We start from the raw sequence: 24,108 nt of genomic DNA, 5'->3' as shown, positions 1-24,108 counted from the left end.
TCTGTGTGGTTTAAAAAATGAACAATGACAACAAGTAAAAATCAATTTCAGTTTGCCACCGTCCCGGTCTTTCTTTCTTTTCTGTGCATGGGTTTTGGTGATGCTGTGGGTCCTTTTGTCGGACTGGCCCGTGAAGAGTTTGCGCTCTCGAATTTTACCGCCGGATTTATCACATTTTTCGGATTTATCATGTTCGGGATATTGTCGATACCTATGGGGATATTCCAGGACAGGAAAGGCAAGAAGTTCGTATTGATGCTGGGACTGGTTATTGCGCTTTTAGGATTGATTATACCTGTATTTGGCAGTTTGAATTCGTTTGAGGTATTTATAGTGACCATTTTTCTCCTGGGCACCGGTGCAGCCACTCTTCAGGTGGCCGGCAATCCCATCATGCGGGATGTCTCACCGGAAGGAAAATATTCAAGGAATCTGTCGCTTGGTCAGTTTGTCAAGGCCATAGGTTCTTTGTCGGGCGCGGTGATTCCACCATTAGCGGTAAGCTATTTCGGTCTCGACTGGAAGATCCTTTTCCCGATTTACAGTTCTTTTATCTTGCTGACCATCGTTTTATTGGCGTTGAGCAGGGTGAATGAAAAGCGGCACGAGGAAGCTCCCCATGCCTCTTTTAAAAGCTGCATGGAGTTGCTGTTTAAAAATCCATATGTATTGTTGATGGTGACGGGGATATTTTTATATGTTGGCGCTGAGGTGTCTGTTAGTCAGGGCATTCCTCTTTATCTGGAAGAGCAGTTTGGCATCAACATAGCTGAAAAGGGATTACTCGGTACCGGATTGTTTTTTACAGCGCTGGTCATTGGCCGGTTTTCCGGTGGTTTGATCCTGAACTGGCTGAAACCGAAAACCTTTCTGCTTATCACGGCATTGATCAGCATCCTGGGGATACTGGGTATCTTCACCGGCAATGAAAGCCTTTCTGTGAGTGGTTTTTTCATCACAGGGTTGGGATTTGCCAATGTTTTCCCCTTGATTTTTTCTATCACCATCGAACGTTTACCGGAGCGCAGCAATGAGCTTTCAGGACTTATGGTAACGGCCATTGTGGGGGGTGCACTGGTACCCTTGCTGATGAACGGGTTATCGGAGGTCACCTCTGTATTGTTTAGTTTCATTGTTCCACTGGCCTGTATCGGCTATATCTTGTATGTGGGGTTCAGGAATTTACGCATCAATTAGACCATCATGATCAACAGAAGGAAATTTATTGTACGTTCATCCATGGCGCTTGCCGGGGCCGCTTTACTCCGGAAGCCGGTGATATCGGCCAATCCAATAACCGTTAGCAAAGGAGCTCCTATTGTGATCTCCACCTGGAATCATGGGTTGGAGGCCAATGAAGAAGCCTGGAAGGTGTTATCTGCCGGAGGCAGGGCCCTTGATGCCGTAGAAAAGGGCGTTATGGTCACCGAGGCCGACCCTGACAATCACAGTGTTGGCATAGGGGGATATCCCGACCGCGACGGTCATGTAACCCTCGATGCGTGTATCATGGATGAAAATGGCAATTGTGGCTCCGTATGTTTCCTGGAAAACATATTACACCCCATTTCAGTTGCCCGGCTGGTGATGGAAAAAACACCCCATGTGATGCTTGCCGGCGAAGGTGCCCTGCAGTTTGCCAGGGAAAATGGATTTCCGGAAGTAAACCTGCTGACACCTGAAATGGAAAAAGTCTGGAAAGAGTGGCTGATAGATGCCAAATACCAGCCGGTGATCAATATTGAGAACCATGATACCATCGGCATGCTGGCCATCGACGGGCAAGGGAATATGGCCGGGGCTTGTACGACAAGCGGAATGGGTTTCAAGATGCATGGCAGGGTAGGGGATAGTCCCATTATCGGGGCAGGGCTTTTTCTCGACAATGAAGTGGGAGGAGCGGTGGCTACAGGCAATGGAGAGCTGGTAATGCGGACACTGGGGTCTTTCCTGGTGGTAGAGCTGATGCGTAATGGCCTTACCCCGGAAGAAGCCGTTAAAGAAGCCGTAACCAGGATCATTAAACAGAATCCCGATCTTTCCAATATGCAGGTTGGCTATCTCGCCTTGCGCAAAGATGGTACATTTGCTGCTTATTCGATCCACAAGGGATTTGATTTTGCCGTTTATCAGGATGGTGAAAACAGGCTTGTGGATTCGGAGTGTTATATGGAATAAGGGAATGATTATCGATGAGCACTGTAAATCGGTTTGATAATCAGAAACTGCTTTGTTATGTAAGAATATCGAGTCGGATGAAATTATTTATATTTACAAAATAATTCATCCGTATCCAAAAACCCCGCACTTATGAAACTCTCCTTCCGCATTTCCATCCCTCTGGCAATCATTATCCTGTTGGCCTTTACATCCTGCAACCGGAACGATGTAAAAAAGATCCACATCATACCCAAGCCCTGGAATGTTTGGGATAATAAAGGATATTTTGATTTTAGCGGAGATACGAGGATTTTATATGATGGGTTGGCGCCTGAGTCTAAAGAGGTGGCAGTTTATTTTGCCGAAAAAATCGCTGCATCAACGGGAACAGAGTTGGCCATAGAAGATGTTACCAATGTAAAGAGTATCAGTAATGATATTCTGTTTTCTTTGCAGGGGGCCGACAGCCTCCTGGGAGATGAAGGATATTTCCTGCAGATCAAAAGAAACCATGTAATCCTGCAGGCTAACACAGCCAGGGGGCTTTTTTACGGGGTTCAGACCATGCTGCAGCTTATGCCTCCGGAGATAGAGTGCAAGGGTGGTCTTGCAGGATCTGACCTGCGCTTACCCTGTGTCTTCGTGCGCGACAAGCCCGCGTTCCAATGGCGCGGCATGCACCTGGATGTAGGCCGGCATTTCTTTCCGGCCGACTCGGTGAAGAAATTCATTGACCTGCTGGCTTTGCACAAGATGAACACCTTTCACTGGCACCTGACCGAAGACCAGGGATGGAGGATAGAGATAAAAAAATACCCGCGGCTGGCTGAGGTGTCTGCCTGGAGACAGAACCGCGACGGAAGCCGTTACGGGGGTTATTATACCCAGGATGAAGTCAGGGATATTGTTGATTACGCATCAAGCCGGTACATAACCATAGTTCCGGAGATTGAAATGCCCGGTCACAGCCTGGCTGCCCTGGCCGCTTACCCGGAATATTCCTGTACCGGCGGGCCGTTCCAGGTCACCGACCGCTGGGGTGTGTACGAAGACGTATACTGTGCCGGTAAAGAAGGCACTTTTACCTTCCTGGAAGGGATTTTGGATGAAGTGACGGAACTGTTCCCCGGGAAATACATCCATATCGGTGGGGATGAGTGTCCGAAAGCCCGATGGGAAAAATGCCCTGATTGCCAGCGCAGGATACGGGTAGAAAGACTGGCCGATGAGCATGAATTGCAGAGTTACTTCATCAAGAGGATGGAGAAATACCTGAATGGAAAAGGCAAGAGCATCATAGGCTGGGATGAGATCCTGGAGGGCGGTTTGGCGCCGGAAGCCACCGTAATGTCGTGGCGCGGTGTCAGCGGCGGTATTGAAGCCGCACAGCAGGGACATGATGTGGTGATGAGTCCGACATCGCACTGTTATTTTGATTATTACCAGGGTGATCCTTCTCAGGAACCCAAAGCTATCGGAGGGTTTACTCCCCTGGAAAAGGTTTACGGGTTTGATCCTGTTCCTGCCGCACTGAATGAAGAAGAGGCGAACTTTATCCTGGGTGGCCAGGGAAACCTTTGGACAGAATACATCCCAACCTGGAGCCACCTTGAATACATGGCCCTGCCCAGGATGTCGGCGTTATCGGAGGTGCTGTGGACTTCCTCCAAGCGCAGGGATTATGACTCTTTCCTGGAAAGACTGGGTTATCTTTTTGACCGTTTGGATGCCATGGGTTATCATTACAGGATCCCTGAACCCGGCTTACCACACGGTGAAGTGTTTTTAACCAACGACACAGTTATTACGCTGGAAAGTCCTTTTCACCAGGCTAAAGTCTGGGTAGCCATTGACGATGACAGTACAGGAAAACTATATTCAGGGAAACTTGTGGTAGACAGGGATATGACCGTTAGGGCCCGCACTGTCATGCCTGATGGGCGGCAAAGCATAGAAGCCCGTACCCGTTTCGAGGTACTCAATGAATATGCCCGTTATGTGAATCCTTTCATCGGGACAGATGGTCACGGGCATACATTTCCCGGGGCCACTACCCCTTTCGGTATGGTACAACTCAGTCCGGATACACGAAAAGACAGTTGGGACGGATGCTCGGGATATCATTATTCCGACAGTACCATCCTGGGATTCAGTATGACACATCTCAGCGGAACCGGGGTAGGTGATTACGGTGATTTCCGTTTCATGCCAGGAACGGGAGAAGTGCAAATAATGCCCGGCAGTGAGGAGGATCCCGGGTCAGGATACCGGTCGCGCTTCCGTCATGATACCGAATCGGCCTCCCCGGGATATTACAAGGTTTTTCTGGATGACTACGGTGTTTCCGTTGAACTGACAGCTACACCGAGGGCCGGATTGCAACGATATGTATTCCCCAAATCCGGTCAATCGCATGTGCTGATAGACCTGAAAGAAGGCGTAACCAGCGATAAGGTCATTGAATCGGAGGTAAGGATTGTGAGCGACAGGGCGGTGGAAGGATTTCGCCGTACAAGGGGCTGGGCAGATGACCAATACCTCTATTTTTACGCAGAGTTCAGCAAAGCTTTTAAAGATTTTGGAATTGCAGAATCAGGAGAGGTAAAGGAAGGTAAGGATCATGCCAAAGGGAACGACCTCAAGGCTTATGTCAGTTTCAGTACCGACAGCAGCGAGCTTATAATGGTCAAGACGGGAATTTCTGCCGTTAGTGCTGAGAATGCCCGCAAAAACCTGATGCAGGAGATACCGGGTTTTGATTTCAATAAGGTACGCAGGGATGCGCTGGTGCAATGGAATGACGAACTGGGAAGGATATCTGTATCAGGGGGCAGTGAAGAGGAGAGGATAAGTTTCTATACTGCACTGTATCATTCTTTTATAGCACCGAACCTATATTCTGATGTAGACGGCAAATACCGGGGGCATGACTTGCAGGTACATGAGAGCAAAACGGGTAATATCTATACGGTCTTTTCGCTCTGGGATACCTTCAGGGCGCTTCATCCGCTTTTTACGATCATACAGCAGGAGAGGACCAACGAGCTTATCAACACCATGCTTGACATATACCGGACCGGAGGTTTGCTGCCGGTATGGGAACTTGCTGCCAATGAGACCTGGTGCATGATCGGCTATCATTCTATCCCTGTTATTGCGGATGCCTATGCCAAGGGTATCCGGGGATATGATGCTGATCTGGCATTACGGGCCATGATACGAAGTGCCGGGCAGGATCATCACGGATTAAAGTATTTAAGGCAGTATGGGTATATCCCGGCAGGTAAAGAAGGCGAATCGGTTTCCAAAACTCTTGAGTACGCTTACGATGACTGGTGTATAGCACAGATGGGGCAATGGCTTGGTAAGAGCGGGACATACGAGGAGTTTATCCAACGGGCCCAGTATTACAAGAACCTTTACGATCCATCCACTGGTTTTATGCGTGGAAAGATCAACGGCATGTTCGTAGAGCCGTTTAACCCGGCCGAAGTAAATTTCATGCTCACCGAGGCCAACACATGGCAATATAATTTCTTTGTCCCCCAGGATGTTGCAGGTTTAATGGAGCTGATGGGAGGAGAGGAAGCATTCAACCGGAAGCTGGACGAGATGTTCAATGCTCCTCAGGATCTGGCTGGCCGTCAGCAGGCGGATATCACCGGGTTGATAGGGCAGTATGCACACGGGAACGAGCCCAGCCACCATATGGCCTATTTGTATAATTACTCAGGCCAGCCCTGGAAAACACAGGAGCTTGTGCGCAGGATCATGAAAGAGATGTACACAGACAAACCTGACGGCTTATGCGGCAATGAAGACTGCGGACAAATGTCGGCCTGGTATGTGTTGAGTGCCATGGGATTGTATGCTGTGGTTCCCGGCATCCCTGAATATGCGATTGGCAGTCCGCTCTTCGATACGGTACGGATCAACCTTGAGAATGGCAAAACCTTCACCCTCATAGCAAAGGGCAACGGCCCAGGCAATCCGTATATCCAGTCTGCCGTTTTGAACGGTATTTTGTTGGAGAAGTGTTACATAACCCAGGAAGACATTATGGATGGAGGGGAGCTGATCCTGGATATGGGAAAAGAGCCATCAACGACCTGGGGAGTTGCTCCTGAAAACAGGCCACATTCGGCCATCCGTGATTTTCTGATCACACCCGTCCCATTTGTCAAGGCAACAGGGAAAACGTTTACACAAAGCATGGAGGTTTCGCTGGGAACCATCCTGGATGGATGCACCATTTACTATACGCTGGATGATAGTGAGCCAACAACAGAATCGATGACATACACATCTCCTTTTGTTATTACGGAAAACACAACATTGAAGGCCTTTGCAGTGAAAGAAGGTCTGGTCCCCAGCAAAGTTGTGGAAGCATCCTTTAACAAGATGCCGGAAGGACGGAGTCTGGAGATCAGGAATCCATACAACACTCAATATACTGCCGGGGGAGATATTGCTCTCATCGACCAATTGCGGGGAGGTGATAATTTCAGGACAGGCTTCTGGCAGGGATATTATGGAGTTGACCTTGAGGTTATTCTTGATTTAGGAAAGATTCAGGATATCCATGTCATTGGGATAGGTTTCCTGCAGGATCAGAAATCCTGGATTTTTATGCCGGAAGAAGTGAGCTTTTATTTCTCGGATGATAAGAATGATTTCCAAGCGGCCGGAACGGTGAAAAACGATGTGGATGAGAAGTATGAAGGAGGCATCATCAAGGATTTCATGTTGCAAGGACTTAATGAACAGGTCCGGTACATAAAGATAATAGCGCGGAACCGTGGTGTTTGCCCCGAATGGCATGTAGGAGCGGGGAATAAGGCATGGATATTCGCGGATGAGATTATTGTGGAATAAAAAAAAAGACCGGTTGTAACCGGTCTTTTTTTTAGAATGCTCAATTAATTAATGACCATGTTTTTTCCCAAGGTAATTAGCCACACCTTCTGCGGTTGCCTGCATGGCTTCGTCGCCTTTATGCCAGTCGGCCGGACAAACTTCACCATGTTCTTCGAAGTACTGCAGGGCATCAACCATACGGAGCGTTTCATCTACGCTACGGCCAAGCGGAAGGTCGTTGACTACCTGGTGGCGGACTATCCCCTGTTTGTCGATGAGGAAGAGACCGCGGTAAGCAACCGGTTCTCCTTCAAATTCCATTTCACCATCGTCGTTATAATCATATTCACCGGCTAACACATCATAGTTTTCAGAAATGGTTTTGGAAAGGTCGGAAACAATGGGGAAGGTAACGCCCTGGATACCGCCTTTATCTACCGGAGTGTTAAGCCAGGCCCAGTGAGAGAACTTGGAGTCGATGGAACAACCGACAACAGCCACATTCCTTTTCTCAAATTCATCCAGTTTTTGCTGGAATGCAAGGATTTCGGTCGGGCAAACAAAGGTGAAGTCGAGAGGATAAAAGAAGAAAATTACATGTTTTTTCCCGATGAACTGCTCAAGGGAGAATTTCTCCACAAATTCTCCGCCGTTGATTACTGCATCGGCTTCAAATAAAGGTGCTTTTTTTCCTACTAAAACTGCCATAATGTTAAATTTTTATTACCAATGATTTATTTTATTCTGAGAACGGGTTTGCTTATTTCAGATATCCTATTTCGGAAATATCGAATTTAATAGGCTGATTTTGCCTGAAATCGTACAGAGTTAATTTCCTGAGATCATAGTAATTCAGCCAGTATTGCTGTAATGCACGGAAATAGTCTTTTTTTGCATTATCGTTATCTATCTGTGCATTGTTCAGCTCCAGCACATCATTGACTTTGCCTATCATATATCTTTTCTGCGTAACCTCAAAGCGTTTCTGGGCTACTGTGTCGGCTTTGGCTGCAATGAGAAGCTGGTTTTTCTGCATGTTAAATTTCATAACAGTCAGGAAGATGTTTTGTTCAAAATCTATCTGTTCCTGTTCGATGGAAGTGCGGGTCAGTTCCCTGCTTGATTCTGCCATTCTGATGTTACCTTTTGCCAGCCCCCAATCAAGGATAGGGATATGAATTCCAAGGCTAACCTGTTGCTGGTCGAGGGGGTTTTTATAAGCTTCCGGGACGAGATTGGCAGTTTGTGTAAGTCCGAACACGGCGTATAGCTCAGCATCAAAACGGTTATCCAGTTTAGCTCTGTTTACTTCGCTTTCGGCTTGCAGCATGCGCCGTTGGAAGTCGAGTGCTGTGGAGGTATTGTTTTTGCCTTCATCTATTGCTTTAGCCGATTCAACGGGAAAATGATACGTTTCTTTTGGGGGGATCAGTTCCACCGGTATTTCATCCTGGATGCGCAGGAATGATTTCAGACGGAAAAGATTGTCTTCGAGGTTAAGCTGGGCTGTTTCCAGAGACGCTTCTGCTCTCAACAGGTTCAATTCAAGCTGAAGCAATTCGTTTTCAGCAATTTTACCCAATACGTAACGGCCTGTTGCAATTTTGAATAAAGTATCGTAATTGTGATAATTTTTAACAGAGATATTTTTCTCAATCTGTGCCAGGAGAAGGTTGAAAAAATGATTTGTGGCTGTGATCGCGACATCTTCCATGTCTTCCAGGTATTGCCGTCCTGCAAGATCATATTTCAGAGGCTCGATTTTCTTATCCCATTTATAAGGGTTATACTTCAGGATGGGCTGGCTGTATCCAATATTGACCGGGGTTGACAGATAGGATGTTTGCGTTGTGGAGTCTGTGAAATTATCCAGTCTCTGCAAACCAGAACTAAGAAAAAGCTGGCCGCCGGTGAAACCTACATTCTGGTTCACGGATAGATTAAGGGATGAATTGGAATATTGTCTGTCACGATAAATATCGGTACCATCGTTTTGAGTGATTTTATCGATTGACCGGTTAAAGTTTGGGATAGTACCATCAAGCCGAAGGGAAGGCAGATAATTTGCCTTGTAAGTTCTGTACTCCCAGTAGCTTCTTCTGAAGCGGTGTTTGGCAATAAGGGCTTCGGGAGATTGTTGCTGCGCGATATAAATTACATCATCCAGAGAGAGCCTGTTGATGTTTTCCTGGGAATACGATAAAAATCCCGGTAAAAGGATAACTAATAGTAATACAAGTTTTTTCATGATGCAATAATCTATTCATATCTCAATGAAACAACAGGATCTTGTTCTGCAGCCCTTTTCGCGGGCATATATCCGAAGAGGATACCAATGGCAGCTGAAACCCCGAAGGAGATGACGATTGACAAAAACGAGATTATGGTGAGTATGCCGGTTGTTTCCATGATGATCCTGGAAAAGGCCACACCGGTAACAATACCGATAAACCCACCGGATATACTGATAAGGATGGCTTCCATGAGGAACTGCACAATAATGTCCTTCCTTCTTGCTCCTGTAGCTTGTCTGACACCGATTTCTTTGGTACGTTCCAGAACCGAGGCAAGCATGATATTCATGATGCCAATTCCACCCACGATCAGCGAAATACCGGCAATAACGGCAAGTACGATGTTGAAGATGTCTTTAGTACGTTGTTCCTGTTTTAGTAACAGTTCCGGGACTTTAACTTCAAAGTCTTTAACCTCGGAGTGTCTGCGGAACAACATTTTTTGTATTACCTCAGTTGTCGGTATCAGTTCTTTACTTTCATTTACCTGAACTACAATTTTATCGAGTTGGTTTTTTTCGACATCTCCTGAAGAGCCTGAACTGGAGAAGGAGACAAAACCTCCTCTTATGGTAACGCTTGATCCCCCGCCGTATATTGACTGGGCATTGATCAGGGCGCGGTCTTTAAACCGTATCAAAGCAGTTTGCAGCGGGACGTAAAGGTCGTTTCCATAATTGCTGACGCCAAGGTCTTTGCCGTCTCCAATATTAACCTTTCGGTCTTCCAGAACGCCAATAACCTTAAACCAGACATGACCGCATTTCAGGTATTTTCCCAGCGGGTTTTCATTCGGAAAGAAATTGGCTTTAATAGTAGGTCCGATAATACAAACGGGCGAAGAATTCCTCATGTGTTCATCGTTGAAGAAAATCCCGTTTTCCAGATTCATGTTATACACATCAAAAAATGCCGGGGTAACCCCATTCAGGCGTGCGGATTTTCTGCGACCGTCTTTGATTATAACTGATTCGTAGGTAACTTCAGGACTGACGGAAACCACGGTTGGGATGATTTCTTTCAATGATTCGGCATCTTTCAGAGTCAACCCCGGGGAGAACTTTTTGCTCATTGATTTCCCTTCTTCATCGGTGTCGGAGCTTTCACTGCCCAGGTCTTCCTCTTCGGATGGGGTAATAACTATATTGTTGACTCCCACCAGTTTCATCTGATCAAGAATTTCTTTTTTGGCTCCATTTCCGATAGCCATCATGGAGATAACCGCAGCCACACCGAAAATGATCCCGAGGGTTGTCAGGAATGACCTGAACTTATTGGCCATAACCGCCTCCAGAGCAATATTGAATATAAGGTAATATCTCTGCATGATAGTATTGTTTGGCTTAATTACCCTGACGTTTCTTGCCCTGCCGCATTTTTTCCATAGCCGCCGGATCAAATTTCCTGTTTTCTTTTTCCCTGGCTTTTTCTTCGTTTTTTAACTGCTCTGCCTCCAATCGTTCTTTTTCTTTTTGTTTTTCTTCCTCGTATTTTTTCAGGATGTCTTCATCCAGGAATTTCAAGCGGTAGTCTTCGGCACCTTCAGGCGCAAGCAAATAAACCTCATCTCCGGCTTTGAGACCATCACGTATAATAATTTCATTTTCATTTGATTTACCTGTAATCACTTGCTGTTTCACACCCGGTTTATAAACATACGTGATGCTGTCGTTACCGTGGATACATTCGATGGGGAGGTAAAAAACACTGTCGACGATGTCGGTGATGATGATATTTTTTGTGGTCATAGCAGGTCTAAGGATGGAGTCGAATTCGTTAATTTCTATGATCACCTCAAAGACTTTTGCGTTGGAATTACGAAGCTGTTCTCCGATATTGGCCACTTCGCTGACAACGCCCGAATATCTTTTATCCGGAAAGGCATCAACACCCACTTCGACATTTTGACCTGATTTAACCTTGCTTATATCGATTTCATTCACATAAGTTTTGGATATCATTCTTGTAAGGTCAGGCAGTTCGGCCACAACCGGATCCCACATGTTAATGGTGGATCCGATACCCTGTTTTTGTCCATCCCATCGTCTTCTATAGATAACCATACCTGACTGTGGTGCCACGATGGTAAATTCTTCTTCGAGGGCCTTCATCTGGTCGTATTCCTGTTGGTTTTTTCTGAGTTCGGCAGCGATTTCGCTCATATTGGCAATGGCTTTATCGCGTTTCACCTTGTAGTTACTGGTAGCCTGCTCGTAAGCACGTTGGGCTTTGTCGAGATCGATCTGCACCTGTCGTTGTGTAGCGGGTGGCTCATATATCGATTGATCTACGGCGATTTGCCTTTCTTCGAGGTTATACTTCAGGTTTATCAGTTCGTCACGTGTCTCCCTTAGTTCAAGGGTAGTATCAAGCTGGGTTTTGGTAAACTGTGTAAGAGCTTGTTCCAGCTCAATTTCTTTATCTTTAAGTTTGTTGGCGAACTCGGTTTTATCAAGGCGGGCGACATACTGACCGGAATCCACGACGGTTCCATCGGGGATAATGTCTTCGATCTTAAGTTCCCATATTCTGAATTCTCTTAGATTACTGGGACCTATAATTTTTTCCGAGTTTTTTGCTTCCAGTTCTCCCGTAGTTGTCACATTGATCCTGAATTCACCTTGTTTAACTTCAACCATAATGGTTTCCGACGGTTTACTTCCGGAGGAAAAAATAATGGCAATGATGATAATCACCAGGACAGCGGTTGAGATGATGGAAATAATCCTTTTTCTTTTCATAGTTGCGTAATATTTTTTGCCGGAGCTTGTCGGCTCCGGGGGTGTTTTAAGCTAATTTCAGAGCATAGGCTCCGGAATATTCAGGAAAGCTTCAAATATAGTCTATGTTTTCAACAATTCTTTGATGATTTTTTCCACACCGATACCTTCGGCTTCCGCTTTGTAATTTCTAACTATCCTGTGTCGGAGTATGGGCAAAGCAACAGCCTGTACATCTTCTATATCGGGAGAGTATTTTCCATTGATCACCGCGTGACATTTGGCACCTATGATCATGAACTGGGAGGCACGGGGGCCAGCGCCCCAGGTCAGGTATTCACCTGCCCAGGGATGGGAACCGGGTTGACCGGGGCGTGTTTTAACAGCCAGTTTTACTGCATATTCATATACATTTTCAGGTACCGGTACTTTTTGCAAAAGCTTCTGGAAAAACAGGATCTCTTCTCCCTGCAGTACCACGGACGGCTCGGCCATATCGGTGCCGGTTGTGCTTTTTACGATATTGATCTCTTCCTGTTCAGAAGGATAATCGAGCCAGATATTGAACATGAAACGATCGAGCTGTGCTTCCGGCAGAGGGTAGGTGCCTTCCTGTTCAATAGGATTCTGGGTAGCCAGAACAAAGAAGGGTTCACTCAGTTTGTAATTTTGCCCGGCAACTGTGATGGCTTTTTCCTGCATAGCTTCCAGCAAAGCCGACTGCGTTTTTGGGGGTGTACGGTTTATTTCATCTGCTAATATGATATTGGCAAAAACGGGGCCTTTGATAAATTTAAATCTTCTGTTTTCATCCAGGATTTCCGTTCCAATAATGTCACTCGGCATCAGGTCGGGTGTGAATTGAATCCTGGAATAGGTTAAACCAAGAGCTTTGCTTATCGTGTTCACCATCAGTGTTTTTGCAAGACCGGGAACACCAACCAGCAAACCATGACCTTTGCTGAAGATAGAAATAATGATGTTCTTCAGAACTTCATCCTGCCCGACAATAACCTTAGCTACTTCATCTTTCAGCAATCTGTATTTTTCAACCATTGCATCAATAGCTTCAACGTCAGATGTATAATTAGTCATAGAAGAAATTGTTTTTAAAGATATGATGGAACCCACGTGTTAATGGTTTCATAATTGTTGTATCTGTGATAATAAATTATGTGGGTATCATAAGATTATTTTTCCTTAACAAACCAGTTGTTTTGAAACTCGCAATCCTGGAAGGTTTCGCTAATTTTCACATAAGTTTTTTTCACCTTTTTCGAAATCCATTCTCTGACTGCTTTTTCCTGCTTTTCCATCAGCGCCCATTCCTGGATCTTTTGGTAATCTTCTTCCAGGTTTGCGCGATGGGGCAGAGTTCTTTTCATCAGATACAGGATGCGATATGCTTCTTTTTTATCTTCCGTTTCCATAGGAACGGGATCGGATATTTCCCCTACTTTCATTTTATCGATAGTGAATGAAACGCTGGGATCCAACTGTGTAACTTCAAAGCGGGTATTACCGGTCATTGGGTTAATCAGCAGCCCTCCGTTATTTTTTCCCGGATCATCCGAATATTTTGCAACAGCCTCCTCAAAAGTAAGGCTATCGCTTCGGATCAGCAAAGCAACCGTATCAAGGGTTTCTTTGGCCTTTTGGAGGTCGATGGGAGATACTTTAGGCCGGATAAGAATATGCCTGACATTCACGTATTCTCCTCGTCGTTCTATCATTTGAATAATATGAAAGCCGGCTTCCGTTTCCACGATTTCGGACACTTCCCCGTCTTTTAGTTTAAAAGCAACTGCTTCAAATTCAGGATATAATTCACCTCTCCCATAAAAGCCCAGTTCTCCTCCTTTACGCGCCGACCCCGGATCTTCAGAATAAAGTACGGCTAAAGCAGAGAAATTTTCACCTCTTTGTATTCTGTCACGGAACCCTCTGAGTTTGTCTTTAACTTCCAGTTTTTGCTCAAGGCTGATAGGAGGATTGATCACAATCTGTCCGATCATCACTTCAGAATTGATCAATGGAAGGCTATCGGTAGGGATGGATTTAAAATAGGCTTTCACCTCTGCGGGCGTGACATTAACTTTACCGGTAATGCCCTGTTGTACTGTTTCAATCATCAGCTGGTCGCGGATGTCTTCTCGGAATTCGTTTTTAAACTCCGAAATGCTCTTGCCGTAATAATCCTCAAAGGCCTCCCTGGATCCAAACTGGGCTATGAAATAACGCAAACGTTGTTCCATGGTCTGGTCGATCTGACTATCGGTGATTTCTATAGAGTCGAGTTCTGCCTGGTTAAGCATCAGGCTTTGGAAAAGCAGGTTCTCCAGGATTTGGCATTTTACATTTTGCTCTCCGCCTTTTATATTCCCCTGAAGTCGATATTGTATGTATTGGTTTTCAACATCCGATTGGAGGATGATGTTTTTTCCGATCACAGCCACTACCTGGTCGACGATATTATCCTGATTATAAGCCAATAACGGCCATAACCCGATTAAGAGTGTAACTAGAAGAATACGGTTTTTCATTACAAGTCCTGATAACATAGGTTATAACCAATCTGTTTGGATAATATTGTCTGCTCCGGTTAATGTATACCGGATTTTAATATATTTCAGCCTCTTCGTTCTGATAAGCCTTCCTGACAATTTCATTATGCATGTTCTTGATGAAGTCGGCTCTTCTTTTGTTAATTATTATTTCACGGATATTATCGGAGACATATGATAATGGGGCAACTTGTCCTTCATTTTTCATTTCCCCGATGCTTATCAGCGTGATAACCTGACCGTTAGTGTCCCTGAAGTTGGAATTTGATATTTCCTGATCATCCCTGGTTAAAAATATTCCAGGAAAAATACTTTTGAGACTATTGAGCGATAACCAGTTCTTATCACTGAAATCATACATACCAGCCACGTTTACCATCAGCGTGATGATAGAATCTTTAAGTTCGGGATTACCGCTGGTAAAAAGATCCTCAATAACCTCTGCAGCCTCGCTTCCTTCTGGCATTTGTAAAAAGTTGATTGTATAAATATCTTCCTTAAGGATGAAATTTTCCTTGAAATCGTTGTAGTAAGAAAAGATTTCATAATCTTTCACAACGGTATCAAGTTTTTGGTACAACAGTTCTTTTTCGTACTGGTAAATCAGCAGCGAATTGCGGTATTCCTGCAATTGGCGGTTGAAATCCATCTGCTCCCGGGAAAGATTCTTTTCAGCCTGGTTGATGAGGACTTGTTTGGTAATCCAGCTATTGATGTAATTCTTAACAAGCACGATACTGTCACGGGGGGAAATATTGTCGGGGATGAGGTCTCTTATCTCCGATTCATAGAGATATTCATCGTTGACCCGTGCCAGTATGCTGGATTCCCCGTCATCGGACGAATTCCTGCACCCGGTTAAAAAAACTACAGCTAAGATTATTGTGACAAACTTCAATTTTATGTTTTATTTGATTGCAGATAAGACTTCCTGATTCACAACCACTTCGTATTTTCCTTTCAGTTCTTTGATCCATTCGTCTTCAAGAGAGTTCTGGTAGTCGGATGTGATAATTCCCCTGGCTTCTTTCAAAGTCTTGGGTTCGGGTTTCAGTTTGCGGTTGGTTTTAACAACGGCAAGTGCATTGTCGGAAATACCGGGTTTGCTTTTTAAACCGGGATAATCGCTTACTTTATATATTTTGGATATCCCTTTCGACCAGGATGTGTTATCAATTAAAGGATTATCTCCTTTTTCAAATTTCCCTGATTCAATGAAAACAACTTCTTTCCCATCGGTATTGAAAGCGTTCAGTATTTCTTCATCCGTGCTGCCTGATTTGATTTTGTCCCGGAGCAGATCGGGGTCTGTGCCCTCATTGATGATATATATTGTTGCATCTATACGTTCATTCCACATATAATTATTCTTGTTGGCCTTGTAAAATGCATTGAGTCCAACGGTATCTTTAACAGCTTTTGACCATACCTTTTCATCGGTAAGGTTAAACAGGAGGATACCATCGCGGTATTCCTGCATGAGCATTCTGAATTCAGGATATTTGGCTTCCAATCGTTTATCTTCATACTCCAGGCAGTTTTCATCGATAAAATTTTGGGTCAATTCTTTCAAAAAAGGATCTTGCTGTTTGATTCCCCTTTTGATCTGGTTTTTCTCGATGTAATCAGCAAAATCCAGCTGAGTGATTGTTTCATCTCCCAGGATAAAAACAGGACCACTGAGGTTTGATGCCTGGGAGGCTTTCCATTGGTTTTTCAGGAAGCTGGAATCGATGGCCAGGAGGACTTCCCGGAAATTTCCCGGGTATTCCTGGTATCCGTATTCTTTTTTAATCCGGGCGATCACGGCCTCTCTGCTTTTTTTCGCACGGGAATCTTTGATCAGGCGGCGTTTCAGGTTTTCCTTTTCCTCCTCGTAGGTTCCGGGCACTTTCCTGTCTTTAAGTTGAATGATATGCCATCCAAAGATGGTAAGTATGGGTTGGGAGATATCCCCGGAATCCCGGAGAGTTTTAACAGTCTGGATGAATTCGGGGACCATACGGTTTGAGCCGAACCAGGGAAGAACACCACCCCGGTCTATTGTCCCTTTGTCGGCAGAATATTTTTTTACCGTTTCGTCCCAGTTGGCACCGTTCATCAGCTCCTGATAGATGTCTTTTGCCTTTTTCTCATTATTCAAAGAGTCTTCCTTGGTTGGGAAGTTCGGGAATGACAGGTAAATATGAGCTACCTGGGCTCTTCCAAGAGCTTCGGAACGGTCGGTAACCTTGATCAGGTGGTATCCGTAATTTGTCCTGACGGGCATTGACATTTCACCAACGGGTGTATTGTAGGCAGTCTCTTCAAATGAATAAATCATATCAAAAACGGAGAAGTAACCAAGATCACCATGATTGCCTTTTCTTCCGGGTCTGCCTTCCTGTCCGGGCCTGTCAGCAGCAGTAGGATCGTCGCTTTCCGTAGCTGCAATCACTGAAAAATCTTCGCCATTCATAATCCTTTCGCGGATTTTCATGATTTTTTCATAGGCTGCCATCGTATCAGCGGGTGGTGCATTTTCATCGCATTTGACCAGGATATGGCTTGCTCTGATATCTATTTTCATTCTATCGTAAGCCGTCCGGAGGAGACTTTCATTTACTTTTTCATCGATAAAATAGGGTTCGGCAAGCTGTTTTCTGTAACCATCCAGTTCTTTCACGAAAGTGGCAGCCGTATCCATGCCAAGGTCTTTGGCTTCTTTTACTTTCAGCTTAAAATTGATATAAAGGTCGAGGTATTCCTGGATGGATTTTTTATCGACCATATCGTTATTCACGTTATTTTTATTGTAAACATTCATGAATTCGGCCACGGAGACCTCATCGCCGCCAATGGTCATCAACACTCTTTCATCGCCCTTGTTTTGGGCAAAAAGGTTAGAGATGAAAAACAGAGTAAAAAACAATACAATTACATTCAACATGTTTACTTTTTTCATGGGATCAGGATTACTTATAAAGATTAATTAAACAAGGTTTTATCTGCTATAATTGGGTGCTTCTTTGGTGATGGTTATATTATGCGGATGACTTTCCGTCACACCGGCCGAAGTGATCTTGATAAATTTGGCCTGATGCAGTTTGTCAATATTGGGTGCACCGGCGTATCCCATTCCGGCCCGAAGGCCTCCTACCATCTGGTGGATGACTTCCGACAGCATTCCTTTATAGGGAACGCGTCCGACAATGCCTTCAGGGACGAGCTTTTTAATATCATCTTCCGCATCCTGGTAATAACGGTCTTTGGAGCCTTTTTCCATGGCTTCCATGGAGCCCATTCCTCTGTATATCTTGTATTTCCGGCTTTCGTAGATAATTGTTTCTCCGGGTGATTCATCAACACCGGCAAACAGTGAGCCGGCCATAATGGTATATGCTCCGGCAGCCAATGCTTTGGTAATATCTCCGGTATACCGGATACCACCATCAGCGATAACAGGAACGTTGGTCCCGACTAAGGCTTTGGCTACTGCATAAACGGCAGAGAGCTGGGGAACACCGATACCTGCAATAATTCGTGTTGTACAGATAGATCCCGGGCCTATGCCTACTTTTACAGCATCTGCACCGGCATTGACAAGGTCATGGGCCGCTTCGGGGGTGGCGATATTTCCTACCACCAGCTCTGCTGCAGGAAAGAGGCTTTTAATCTTCCGGGTGAACTCGAGAATGATTTTGGTATGTCCATGGGCTGTGTCGATCACCAGAGCATCCACACCGGCGTCGATCAGAGCGGCTGCACGGTCAAAGGTATCCGCGCTGATCCCGATGGCAGCGGCAACCCGCAAGCGCCCCCGGTCATCCTTGGATGCATTCGGCCTGGCTTTGATCTTAATAATGTCTTTGTAAGTGATCAGTCCTACCAGCTTGTTGTCTTTGTCTACCACCGGAAGCTTCTCAATCCTGTGACGCTGTAGGATCTCGGCTGCCTTCTCAAAGTCAATGAATTCGGTAACCGTGATCAGGTTTTCCTTTGTCATGACTTCACTAACAGGGCGTTCGATGTTTTGTTCAAAACGAAGATCGCGGTTGGTTACTATGCCTACAAAGTTTTTCTCACCATCAACTACAGGTATGCCCCCTATACCGTATTCTTTCATGATGTGCAGTGCATCCCTTACCAGTGCATGCTTTTCAAGAGTAATAGGATCCAGGATCATGCCGTTCTCTGCCCTTTTGACCTTTCTGACTTCATTGGCTTGCTCCTCAATAGACATATTCTTATGAATGACACCGATCCCGCCTTCCTGGGCAATAGCAATGGCCATTTTGTATTCGGTGACGGTATCCATCGCGGCGGAAACAATCGGGATATTCAATTTGATATTACGTGTGAAGCGTGTACTGATATCCACATCACGTGGAAGTATCTCAGAATAGGCGGGAACAATAAGCACATCATCGTATGTGAGTCCTTCTCCGAGGAATTTTTCGCTGTCAAAATACATAGGCGTACTTTTTGACCTGCAAAGGTATGAAAATAATGGAATGTAGATTATTAAAAAAAGTTAATTGAAAAGGTTGCAAAACTGGTGCTTGCATCATTTTTCCATCGCTTTTTTCCGCATTTCTTCCGGCATTTTTTCAATTGCGTAACGCAAGGCCGTCCGGGGCATTATGGCTTTTTTACTTATCACGTAATCGAATACCTCCTGACGATGGGCTTTACTTGATTCTTTGAGCATCCATCCGTATCCTTTCTGAACCATATCATCTATATCGGTAAGGAGGATATTGGCAATATCCAGGATCTCGGGAAGGAAATATCCTTTGCGGGCGGGAACGATCAATGACACGGCAGCTGCACGTTTTTTCCAGCGGTTTTCTGATTCTGCAAAACGTTTCAGTTCCTTCAGGAATCCGGGATGCATCATGATCAGAGTTCCCATGTTATGATTGCAAAGTGTATCACAGGTCGCCCAATTGGAAATGTACTTGTCTACCCATCTTTCGAAAACAGCGAAATCAGCCGTTTCATATTGTTTATTCAGGAAATATGACCAGTCGCAGGCAATGAAATTCTCCTCAATCATTCCCGATTGCCAGAAGATTTCACAAAGATCAAATATCTCCTTCTTTGACAGGTGTCTGACTGCTTTGAAATTCTCTTTGCTGATCCTTTTCACTTCAGCAGATCTGACTCCGTATAGTTGAATCGTTTCTTTGAAAAAGCGCCGGCCGCTTTCACGGTTTTTGGCATCGGAGCGGAATCTTAACTCATTTCTTACGACTTCAATAATGTTGTTCATAATATCCTGGATCGGTTATTTTAAAAACACAAACAATGCTTCACCTTAACAGCACAAAACTCCCTTTTTCTTCAAAGAACCTACCCTGAGCGTCGAGGTAGGTGACGTGATATACATACACACCGGTGGGAGCAGTATTTCCCTTGTAGTCGCCATTCCAGCCCCGCGAAAACGATTCGGATTCAAAAACCAGTTCTCCCCAGCGGTTGTATATTCGGAGCTGGTAATTTGTCTGGTTGATAAATATTCCCACGGGCTTAAAGACTCCGTTAATACCAGCAGGATGGAAGGCATTGGGGAAGAAAAGTCGTGGAGGTGCATTCACAACGGCTTCATTCGACCAAACGGTTTCTTTAAGGCCCCAGGGATTGGTGTTTCCTTCCTTTGCGGCCACCTGGTATGAAAAGTTGCCATTTACACTGCTGATATTGTCTTCATAAGTATGTGTTCCTGCCGGCAGGATGGCAATGGGAATGTTTGCCGGTTGGTCTTCTGTTTGCCGGTAAACCTCATAATGTTCGATACCGCCCGCAAGTCCTTCCACATGTGACCAGTCGAGGTTGACCTGTTGTGTTCCTTCCAGTGTGACTTTTAAAAAAATTGTCCGGAAAATGTTTGAAGTCAGGATTTGTTTACCGCAACTGTCAACCACCCTGATTTCATAGATATAACTTCTTTGTGAAGCAATAGCGCTAAGGTCGTCATAGTAACTGAGATCGCTGGTTACCGGTTCAATCGCTCCGATTTCCAAAAACTGGCCGGCATCTTCATCGTATCTCAGGATCAGAAGGCTGTTCACAGTTGCGGTCGTATCTGTCAGACAAGTGAGTCTGATGTGGTTCCCATTTGTGACGCTGGCGTTGGCCAAATAGTTATACGATGGTTGGTTGTACTGTTGTGTATATATCTCCAGGAAGCAACTGGAAGAAGTACTTTGGCTACCACTGCTATAAGCTCTAACCATGATGCGGTATGAAGCATCTGGTATAAGATTCTGAACCTGAAAGGAGTTGGTGCCGGCAGCTGTTGTACCTGCCAGGTAAAAGGGGCCTCCGTCGCGACTAACCAGTATTTGGTAGCCTGCAAGTATTCCCTGCATGTTTTGGTAGGTATTCCAGGAAATATTTACCGATAAATCGCAGGGATTATAATTGTATGAATCGATGATCAGGGTATTCTGGGGTTCCAGAAAAGTACCGAGGCTTTTGTTTCCGCAGCTATCGAAAGCGGCCAGCGCAAATGATTCCGGCAGGCTACAGGGAAATGACCCCGGGTCTTCGTAAAAGGTGGAAGACCTTCCCCAAACTGTATCGATAATGATCCAGTTGTTATTGATGTATCGGTATACAAGGTACCCTTCTGTATCCATGGCAGGGTTGACCTGCCAGCCCAGGGTAGCTTTTCCTGAAGATGTATTGACACTTACCGAATCAATTACCGGCATGGGAGGTTTCCGGTTATCGCGGTAATGCCCTCCGGCAAATCCGGAAACCGAAGTGCATCCGGATGCATCGGGGGCTTCCACACGAAAGGTGAGGCTATCGTCGCAAACAGTTATTTCATAGGTATAGCTGTTCGTATTGCTTAAACCTGTAATCTGCCAGTTTCCCTGGGGGTATTCGACCAGAACATAATAATTACCGTTCCAGGAGGGCAATTCAGGATCATGCTGTGTGTTCCAGGAAAGCTGGATAAGTCCGTTCCCCTGATCTTCAGCATTTAAAAGCATTGTTGACAGGGTATCGGATAGGATGGGGTTACCTGAGATGACATCTGTGATCAGAAAGTATCTTTGTTTTTCCTGGGAAGCTCCGGGCAGGATGTGGGTAAAACTATTAATACCATAGTTGGTAATTGAAGTCACGAAGGTGAATATGCCCGGCGAGCCGGTGCCTTCATGCCAGATGTTGTATGCAGTGAAATTACCAGCATTAACGGGGCTGATCCAGCTAAGGGTAACCTGATCGGAGGCGGTTTGCAGACAGCGCAAATATGGGACGGATTGCGGAAATATCCTCAATGCCAGGAAAAGCAGGGTAAGACTGAAAAGGATATTTCGGATTCCGCCCATAAGAATGTTTTTGTATTAACTCTTTATCTTCTGATTCATTGTGTATACTGTAACTGTATATGAAAGTATAACCAGAATATTAAGAAGTCAGTTGATACAATGCAAATTTAACTTTCTGTTTAGCAGTTCTCAAAATTTTCAAGTAATTTTGTGCTGCCTTATATCTGAGAAAACTTGATACAAAGTTCAAATTATAAATATCAATATTATGGAAAGAGATACCAGAGTTTTTGAGATTATCCACAAGGAAAGGGAAAGACAGCTTGACGGGATTGAGTTGATTGCTTCTGAGAATTTTGTCAGTGATCAGGTGTTGGAAGCCATGGGATCTGTGATGACCAACAAGTATGCCGAGGGATATCCGGGTAAGAGGTATTATGGTGGATGCCAATTCGTTGATGAGACCGAGCAGCTTGCTATCGACAGGGCCTGTGAGCTTTTTGGAGCGGAGTATGCCAATGTACAGCCACATTCCGGAGCCCAGGCCAATATGGCGATTTTCCTGGCCTGCCTTCAGCCGGGTGATAAATTCATGGGGTTAGATCTGGCACATGGGGGGCATCTTTCACACGGATCGCCGGTAAATAGCTCCGGTATTCTTTATCAGCCTGTTGCTTATGGCGTGGAGCAGGAAACCGGTGTGATCAATTATGATAAGATGGAGGAGCTTGCCCTAAAGGAAAGACCGAAACTTATACTGGCCGGAGCCTCTGCATATTCGCGCGACTGGGATTTTAAGCGCATGAGAGCGATTGCCGACCAGGTCGGAGCCATTTTGATGGCTGACATTGCTCACCCGGCCGGACTCATTGCCAAAGGAGTATTGAATGATCCGGTTCCTCATTGTCATATCATCACTACCACCACACACAAGACCTTACGCGGCCCGAGAGGTGGACTTATTATCATGGGAAAGGATTTTGAAAATCCCTGGGGGCAGACTACTCCTAAGGGAGAGATAAAGATGATGTCGCAGGTTATCAATTCAGCCGTATTCCCCGGTATACAGGGAGGGCCACTGGAGCATGTGATTGCATCCAAGGCCGTAGCTTTCGGAGAGGCTCTGACCGATGGGTTCTTCGAGTACATCCTGCAGGTGAAGAGAAATGCCTCAGCCATGGCCAAAGCATTTGTAGAGAAGGGCTATCATGTGATATCGGGTGGTACCGACAACCATCTTATGCTGATAGATCTCAGGAATAAGTTCCCGGAAATATCCGGTCGTAAAGTAGAAAACACCCTGGTACTGGCCGACATCACCGTTAATAAGAATATGGTGCCTTTCGACAGCAGGAATCCTTTCCAGACCTCAGGATTAAGAGTAGGTACACCGGCTGTTACCACCCGTGGACTGAAAGAAGAGCATATGGCACCGATCGTTGAGTTGATCGATGAAGTGATCACCAATATTGAAGATGAAAAAGTTTTACAAGCAGTAAAACTGAAAGTGAATAAGATGATGAAGGATTTTCCCATGTTTGCATGGTAAAATAAGGTATTCCAGATATCCTGAGTCTTTTGGCTGGAAAAATTTAATAATAATTTAACAGAGAAAGATTTACGCCTGCTGTTAAAAAAATTAGATTTATGCCGGTTTCTATATAACGGGTTGAATCACAAAGAACGGAAATCTGAGTAGGGGATTTGTCGTTATAGTGAGTTTTAGTCCAAAATGCTTTATATGAAGACTCTTTACCTGGTTCGTCACGCAAAATCATCGTGGAATTACCCTGAACTTATGGATGAGGAAAGACCCATCCTGGAAAAAGGGAAAAGAAGGACCAAAAAGGTTATTGATTATTTACTGAAAAATCGGGTAACGGTTGATTACATCAAATCCAGCCATGCCGTGAGGGCTATGGAAACAGCAAAAATTATAGCCCATGCTTTGCGATATCCCGTTGACAATATCAAAGTTGAAAAGCAGATTTACCATGCCAGTGCAGATCAGTTGTTTGATCAGTTTTTTGATTTACCCGATTCGGTGGAATCATTGATGCTGGTGGGTCATAATCCCACATTCACAAATTTTGCCAATTTCTTTCTTGATAAGAAGATCGACTGGCTGCCTACCTCCGGGATTGTGAGTATATCGTTCAAAACCGATAGCTGGACCGACATCATCCGGGCCAGGAACAAAACCAATTTCGTTATCTATCCAAAAAAGCTTTAGTAAGGATCGTCTGTT

The 24,108-nt window shown here is 45.0% G+C and carries 16 protein-coding genes; 5 read left to right on the top strand and 11 right to left on the bottom strand.

The window, feature by feature from the left end; all coding sequences use genetic code 11:
- Positions 1 to 24 precede the first annotated feature (24 nt).
- From KKA81_07715 to KKA81_07705, 3 genes are all read left to right on the top strand, one after another.
- Positions 25 to 1,197, top strand: a complete 1,173-nt coding sequence (locus tag KKA81_07715; GenBank protein ID MBU2650806.1) for an MFS transporter — start codon at positions 25 to 27, stop codon at positions 1,195 to 1,197.
- Positions 1,198 to 1,203: 6 nt separating this feature from the next.
- Complete coding sequence (locus KKA81_07710) at positions 1,204 to 2,178, top strand: N(4)-(beta-N-acetylglucosaminyl)-L-asparaginase (GenBank protein MBU2650805.1); 975 nt, start codon at positions 1,204 to 1,206, stop codon at positions 2,176 to 2,178.
- 132 nt (positions 2,179 to 2,310) lie between these two features.
- Positions 2,311 to 7,035, top strand: a complete 4,725-nt coding sequence (locus KKA81_07705) for a GH92 family glycosyl hydrolase (protein MBU2650804.1) — start codon at positions 2,311 to 2,313, stop codon at positions 7,033 to 7,035.
- 48 nt (positions 7,036 to 7,083) lie between these two features.
- Here the strand turns inward: KKA81_07705 and KKA81_07700 are convergent, their stop codons facing one another.
- From KKA81_07700 to KKA81_07650, 11 genes are all read right to left on the bottom strand, one after another.
- Positions 7,084 to 7,725, bottom strand: a complete 642-nt coding sequence (locus KKA81_07700; protein ID MBU2650803.1) for a peroxiredoxin — start codon at positions 7,723 to 7,725, stop codon at positions 7,084 to 7,086.
- A 52-nt stretch (positions 7,726 to 7,777) separates the two neighbouring features.
- The gene (locus tag KKA81_07695; protein ID MBU2650802.1) at positions 7,778 to 9,265 is read right to left on the bottom strand and encodes a TolC family protein; all 1,488 of its coding nucleotides are present in this window, start codon (positions 9,263 to 9,265) and stop codon (positions 7,778 to 7,780) included.
- A gap of 11 nt (positions 9,266 to 9,276) precedes the next feature.
- Positions 9,277 to 10,638: an ABC transporter permease gene (locus KKA81_07690; GenBank protein MBU2650801.1), complete on the bottom strand. Its 1,362-nt coding sequence runs from the start codon at positions 10,636 to 10,638 to the stop codon at positions 9,277 to 9,279.
- 16 nt (positions 10,639 to 10,654) lie between these two features.
- Positions 10,655 to 12,052 (bottom strand): efflux RND transporter periplasmic adaptor subunit, encoded by a 1,398-nt coding sequence (locus KKA81_07685; GenBank protein MBU2650800.1) that lies wholly within the window; start codon positions 12,050 to 12,052, stop codon positions 10,655 to 10,657.
- 102 nt (positions 12,053 to 12,154) lie between these two features.
- Positions 12,155 to 13,126, bottom strand: a complete 972-nt coding sequence (locus tag KKA81_07680) for a MoxR family ATPase (GenBank protein ID MBU2650799.1) — start codon at positions 13,124 to 13,126, stop codon at positions 12,155 to 12,157.
- Positions 13,127 to 13,221: 95 nt separating this feature from the next.
- Entirely contained in the window at positions 13,222 to 14,574 is a 1,353-nt protein-coding gene (locus KKA81_07675) for a peptidylprolyl isomerase (GenBank protein MBU2650798.1), read from the bottom strand.
- Between the two features lie 76 nt (positions 14,575 to 14,650).
- Positions 14,651 to 15,493 carry a hypothetical protein gene (locus tag KKA81_07670; GenBank protein MBU2650797.1) on the bottom strand — a complete coding sequence of 281 codons (843 nt, stop codon included), beginning with the start codon at positions 15,491 to 15,493 and terminating at the stop codon, positions 14,651 to 14,653.
- Between the two features lie 9 nt (positions 15,494 to 15,502).
- Positions 15,503 to 17,539 carry a peptidyl-prolyl cis-trans isomerase gene (locus KKA81_07665; GenBank protein ID MBU2650796.1) on the bottom strand — a complete coding sequence of 679 codons (2,037 nt, stop codon included), beginning with the start codon at positions 17,537 to 17,539 and terminating at the stop codon, positions 15,503 to 15,505.
- A 39-nt stretch (positions 17,540 to 17,578) separates the two neighbouring features.
- Positions 17,579 to 19,048 (bottom strand): IMP dehydrogenase, encoded by a 1,470-nt coding sequence (gene guaB, locus KKA81_07660; GenBank protein MBU2650795.1) that lies wholly within the window; start codon positions 19,046 to 19,048, stop codon positions 17,579 to 17,581.
- Positions 19,049 to 19,141: 93 nt separating this feature from the next.
- Positions 19,142 to 19,849 carry a DNA alkylation repair protein gene (locus KKA81_07655; GenBank protein MBU2650794.1) on the bottom strand — a complete coding sequence of 236 codons (708 nt, stop codon included), beginning with the start codon at positions 19,847 to 19,849 and terminating at the stop codon, positions 19,142 to 19,144.
- A 40-nt stretch (positions 19,850 to 19,889) separates the two neighbouring features.
- The gene (locus KKA81_07650; GenBank protein ID MBU2650793.1) at positions 19,890 to 21,920 is read right to left on the bottom strand and encodes a gliding motility-associated C-terminal domain-containing protein; all 2,031 of its coding nucleotides are present in this window, start codon (positions 21,918 to 21,920) and stop codon (positions 19,890 to 19,892) included.
- A 208-nt stretch (positions 21,921 to 22,128) separates the two neighbouring features.
- On the opposite strand from KKA81_07650, the gene KKA81_07645 reads away from it, so the two are divergent.
- Both KKA81_07645 and KKA81_07640 read left to right on the top strand, forming a co-directional pair.
- Positions 22,129 to 23,409 carry a serine hydroxymethyltransferase gene (locus tag KKA81_07645; protein MBU2650792.1) on the top strand — a complete coding sequence of 427 codons (1,281 nt, stop codon included), beginning with the start codon at positions 22,129 to 22,131 and terminating at the stop codon, positions 23,407 to 23,409.
- Between the two features lie 192 nt (positions 23,410 to 23,601).
- Positions 23,602 to 24,093, top strand: a complete 492-nt coding sequence (locus tag KKA81_07640) for a histidine phosphatase family protein (GenBank protein MBU2650791.1) — start codon at positions 23,602 to 23,604, stop codon at positions 24,091 to 24,093.
- Positions 24,094 to 24,108 lie beyond the last annotated feature (15 nt).

Source organism: Bacteroidota bacterium (assembly GCA_018831055.1).
Taxonomy (GTDB): Bacteria; Bacteroidota; Bacteroidia; order Bacteroidales; family B18-G4; genus M55B132.
Note: the sequence above shows the minus strand (reverse complement) of the source record. Positions and strands in the feature narration are given on the sequence as shown.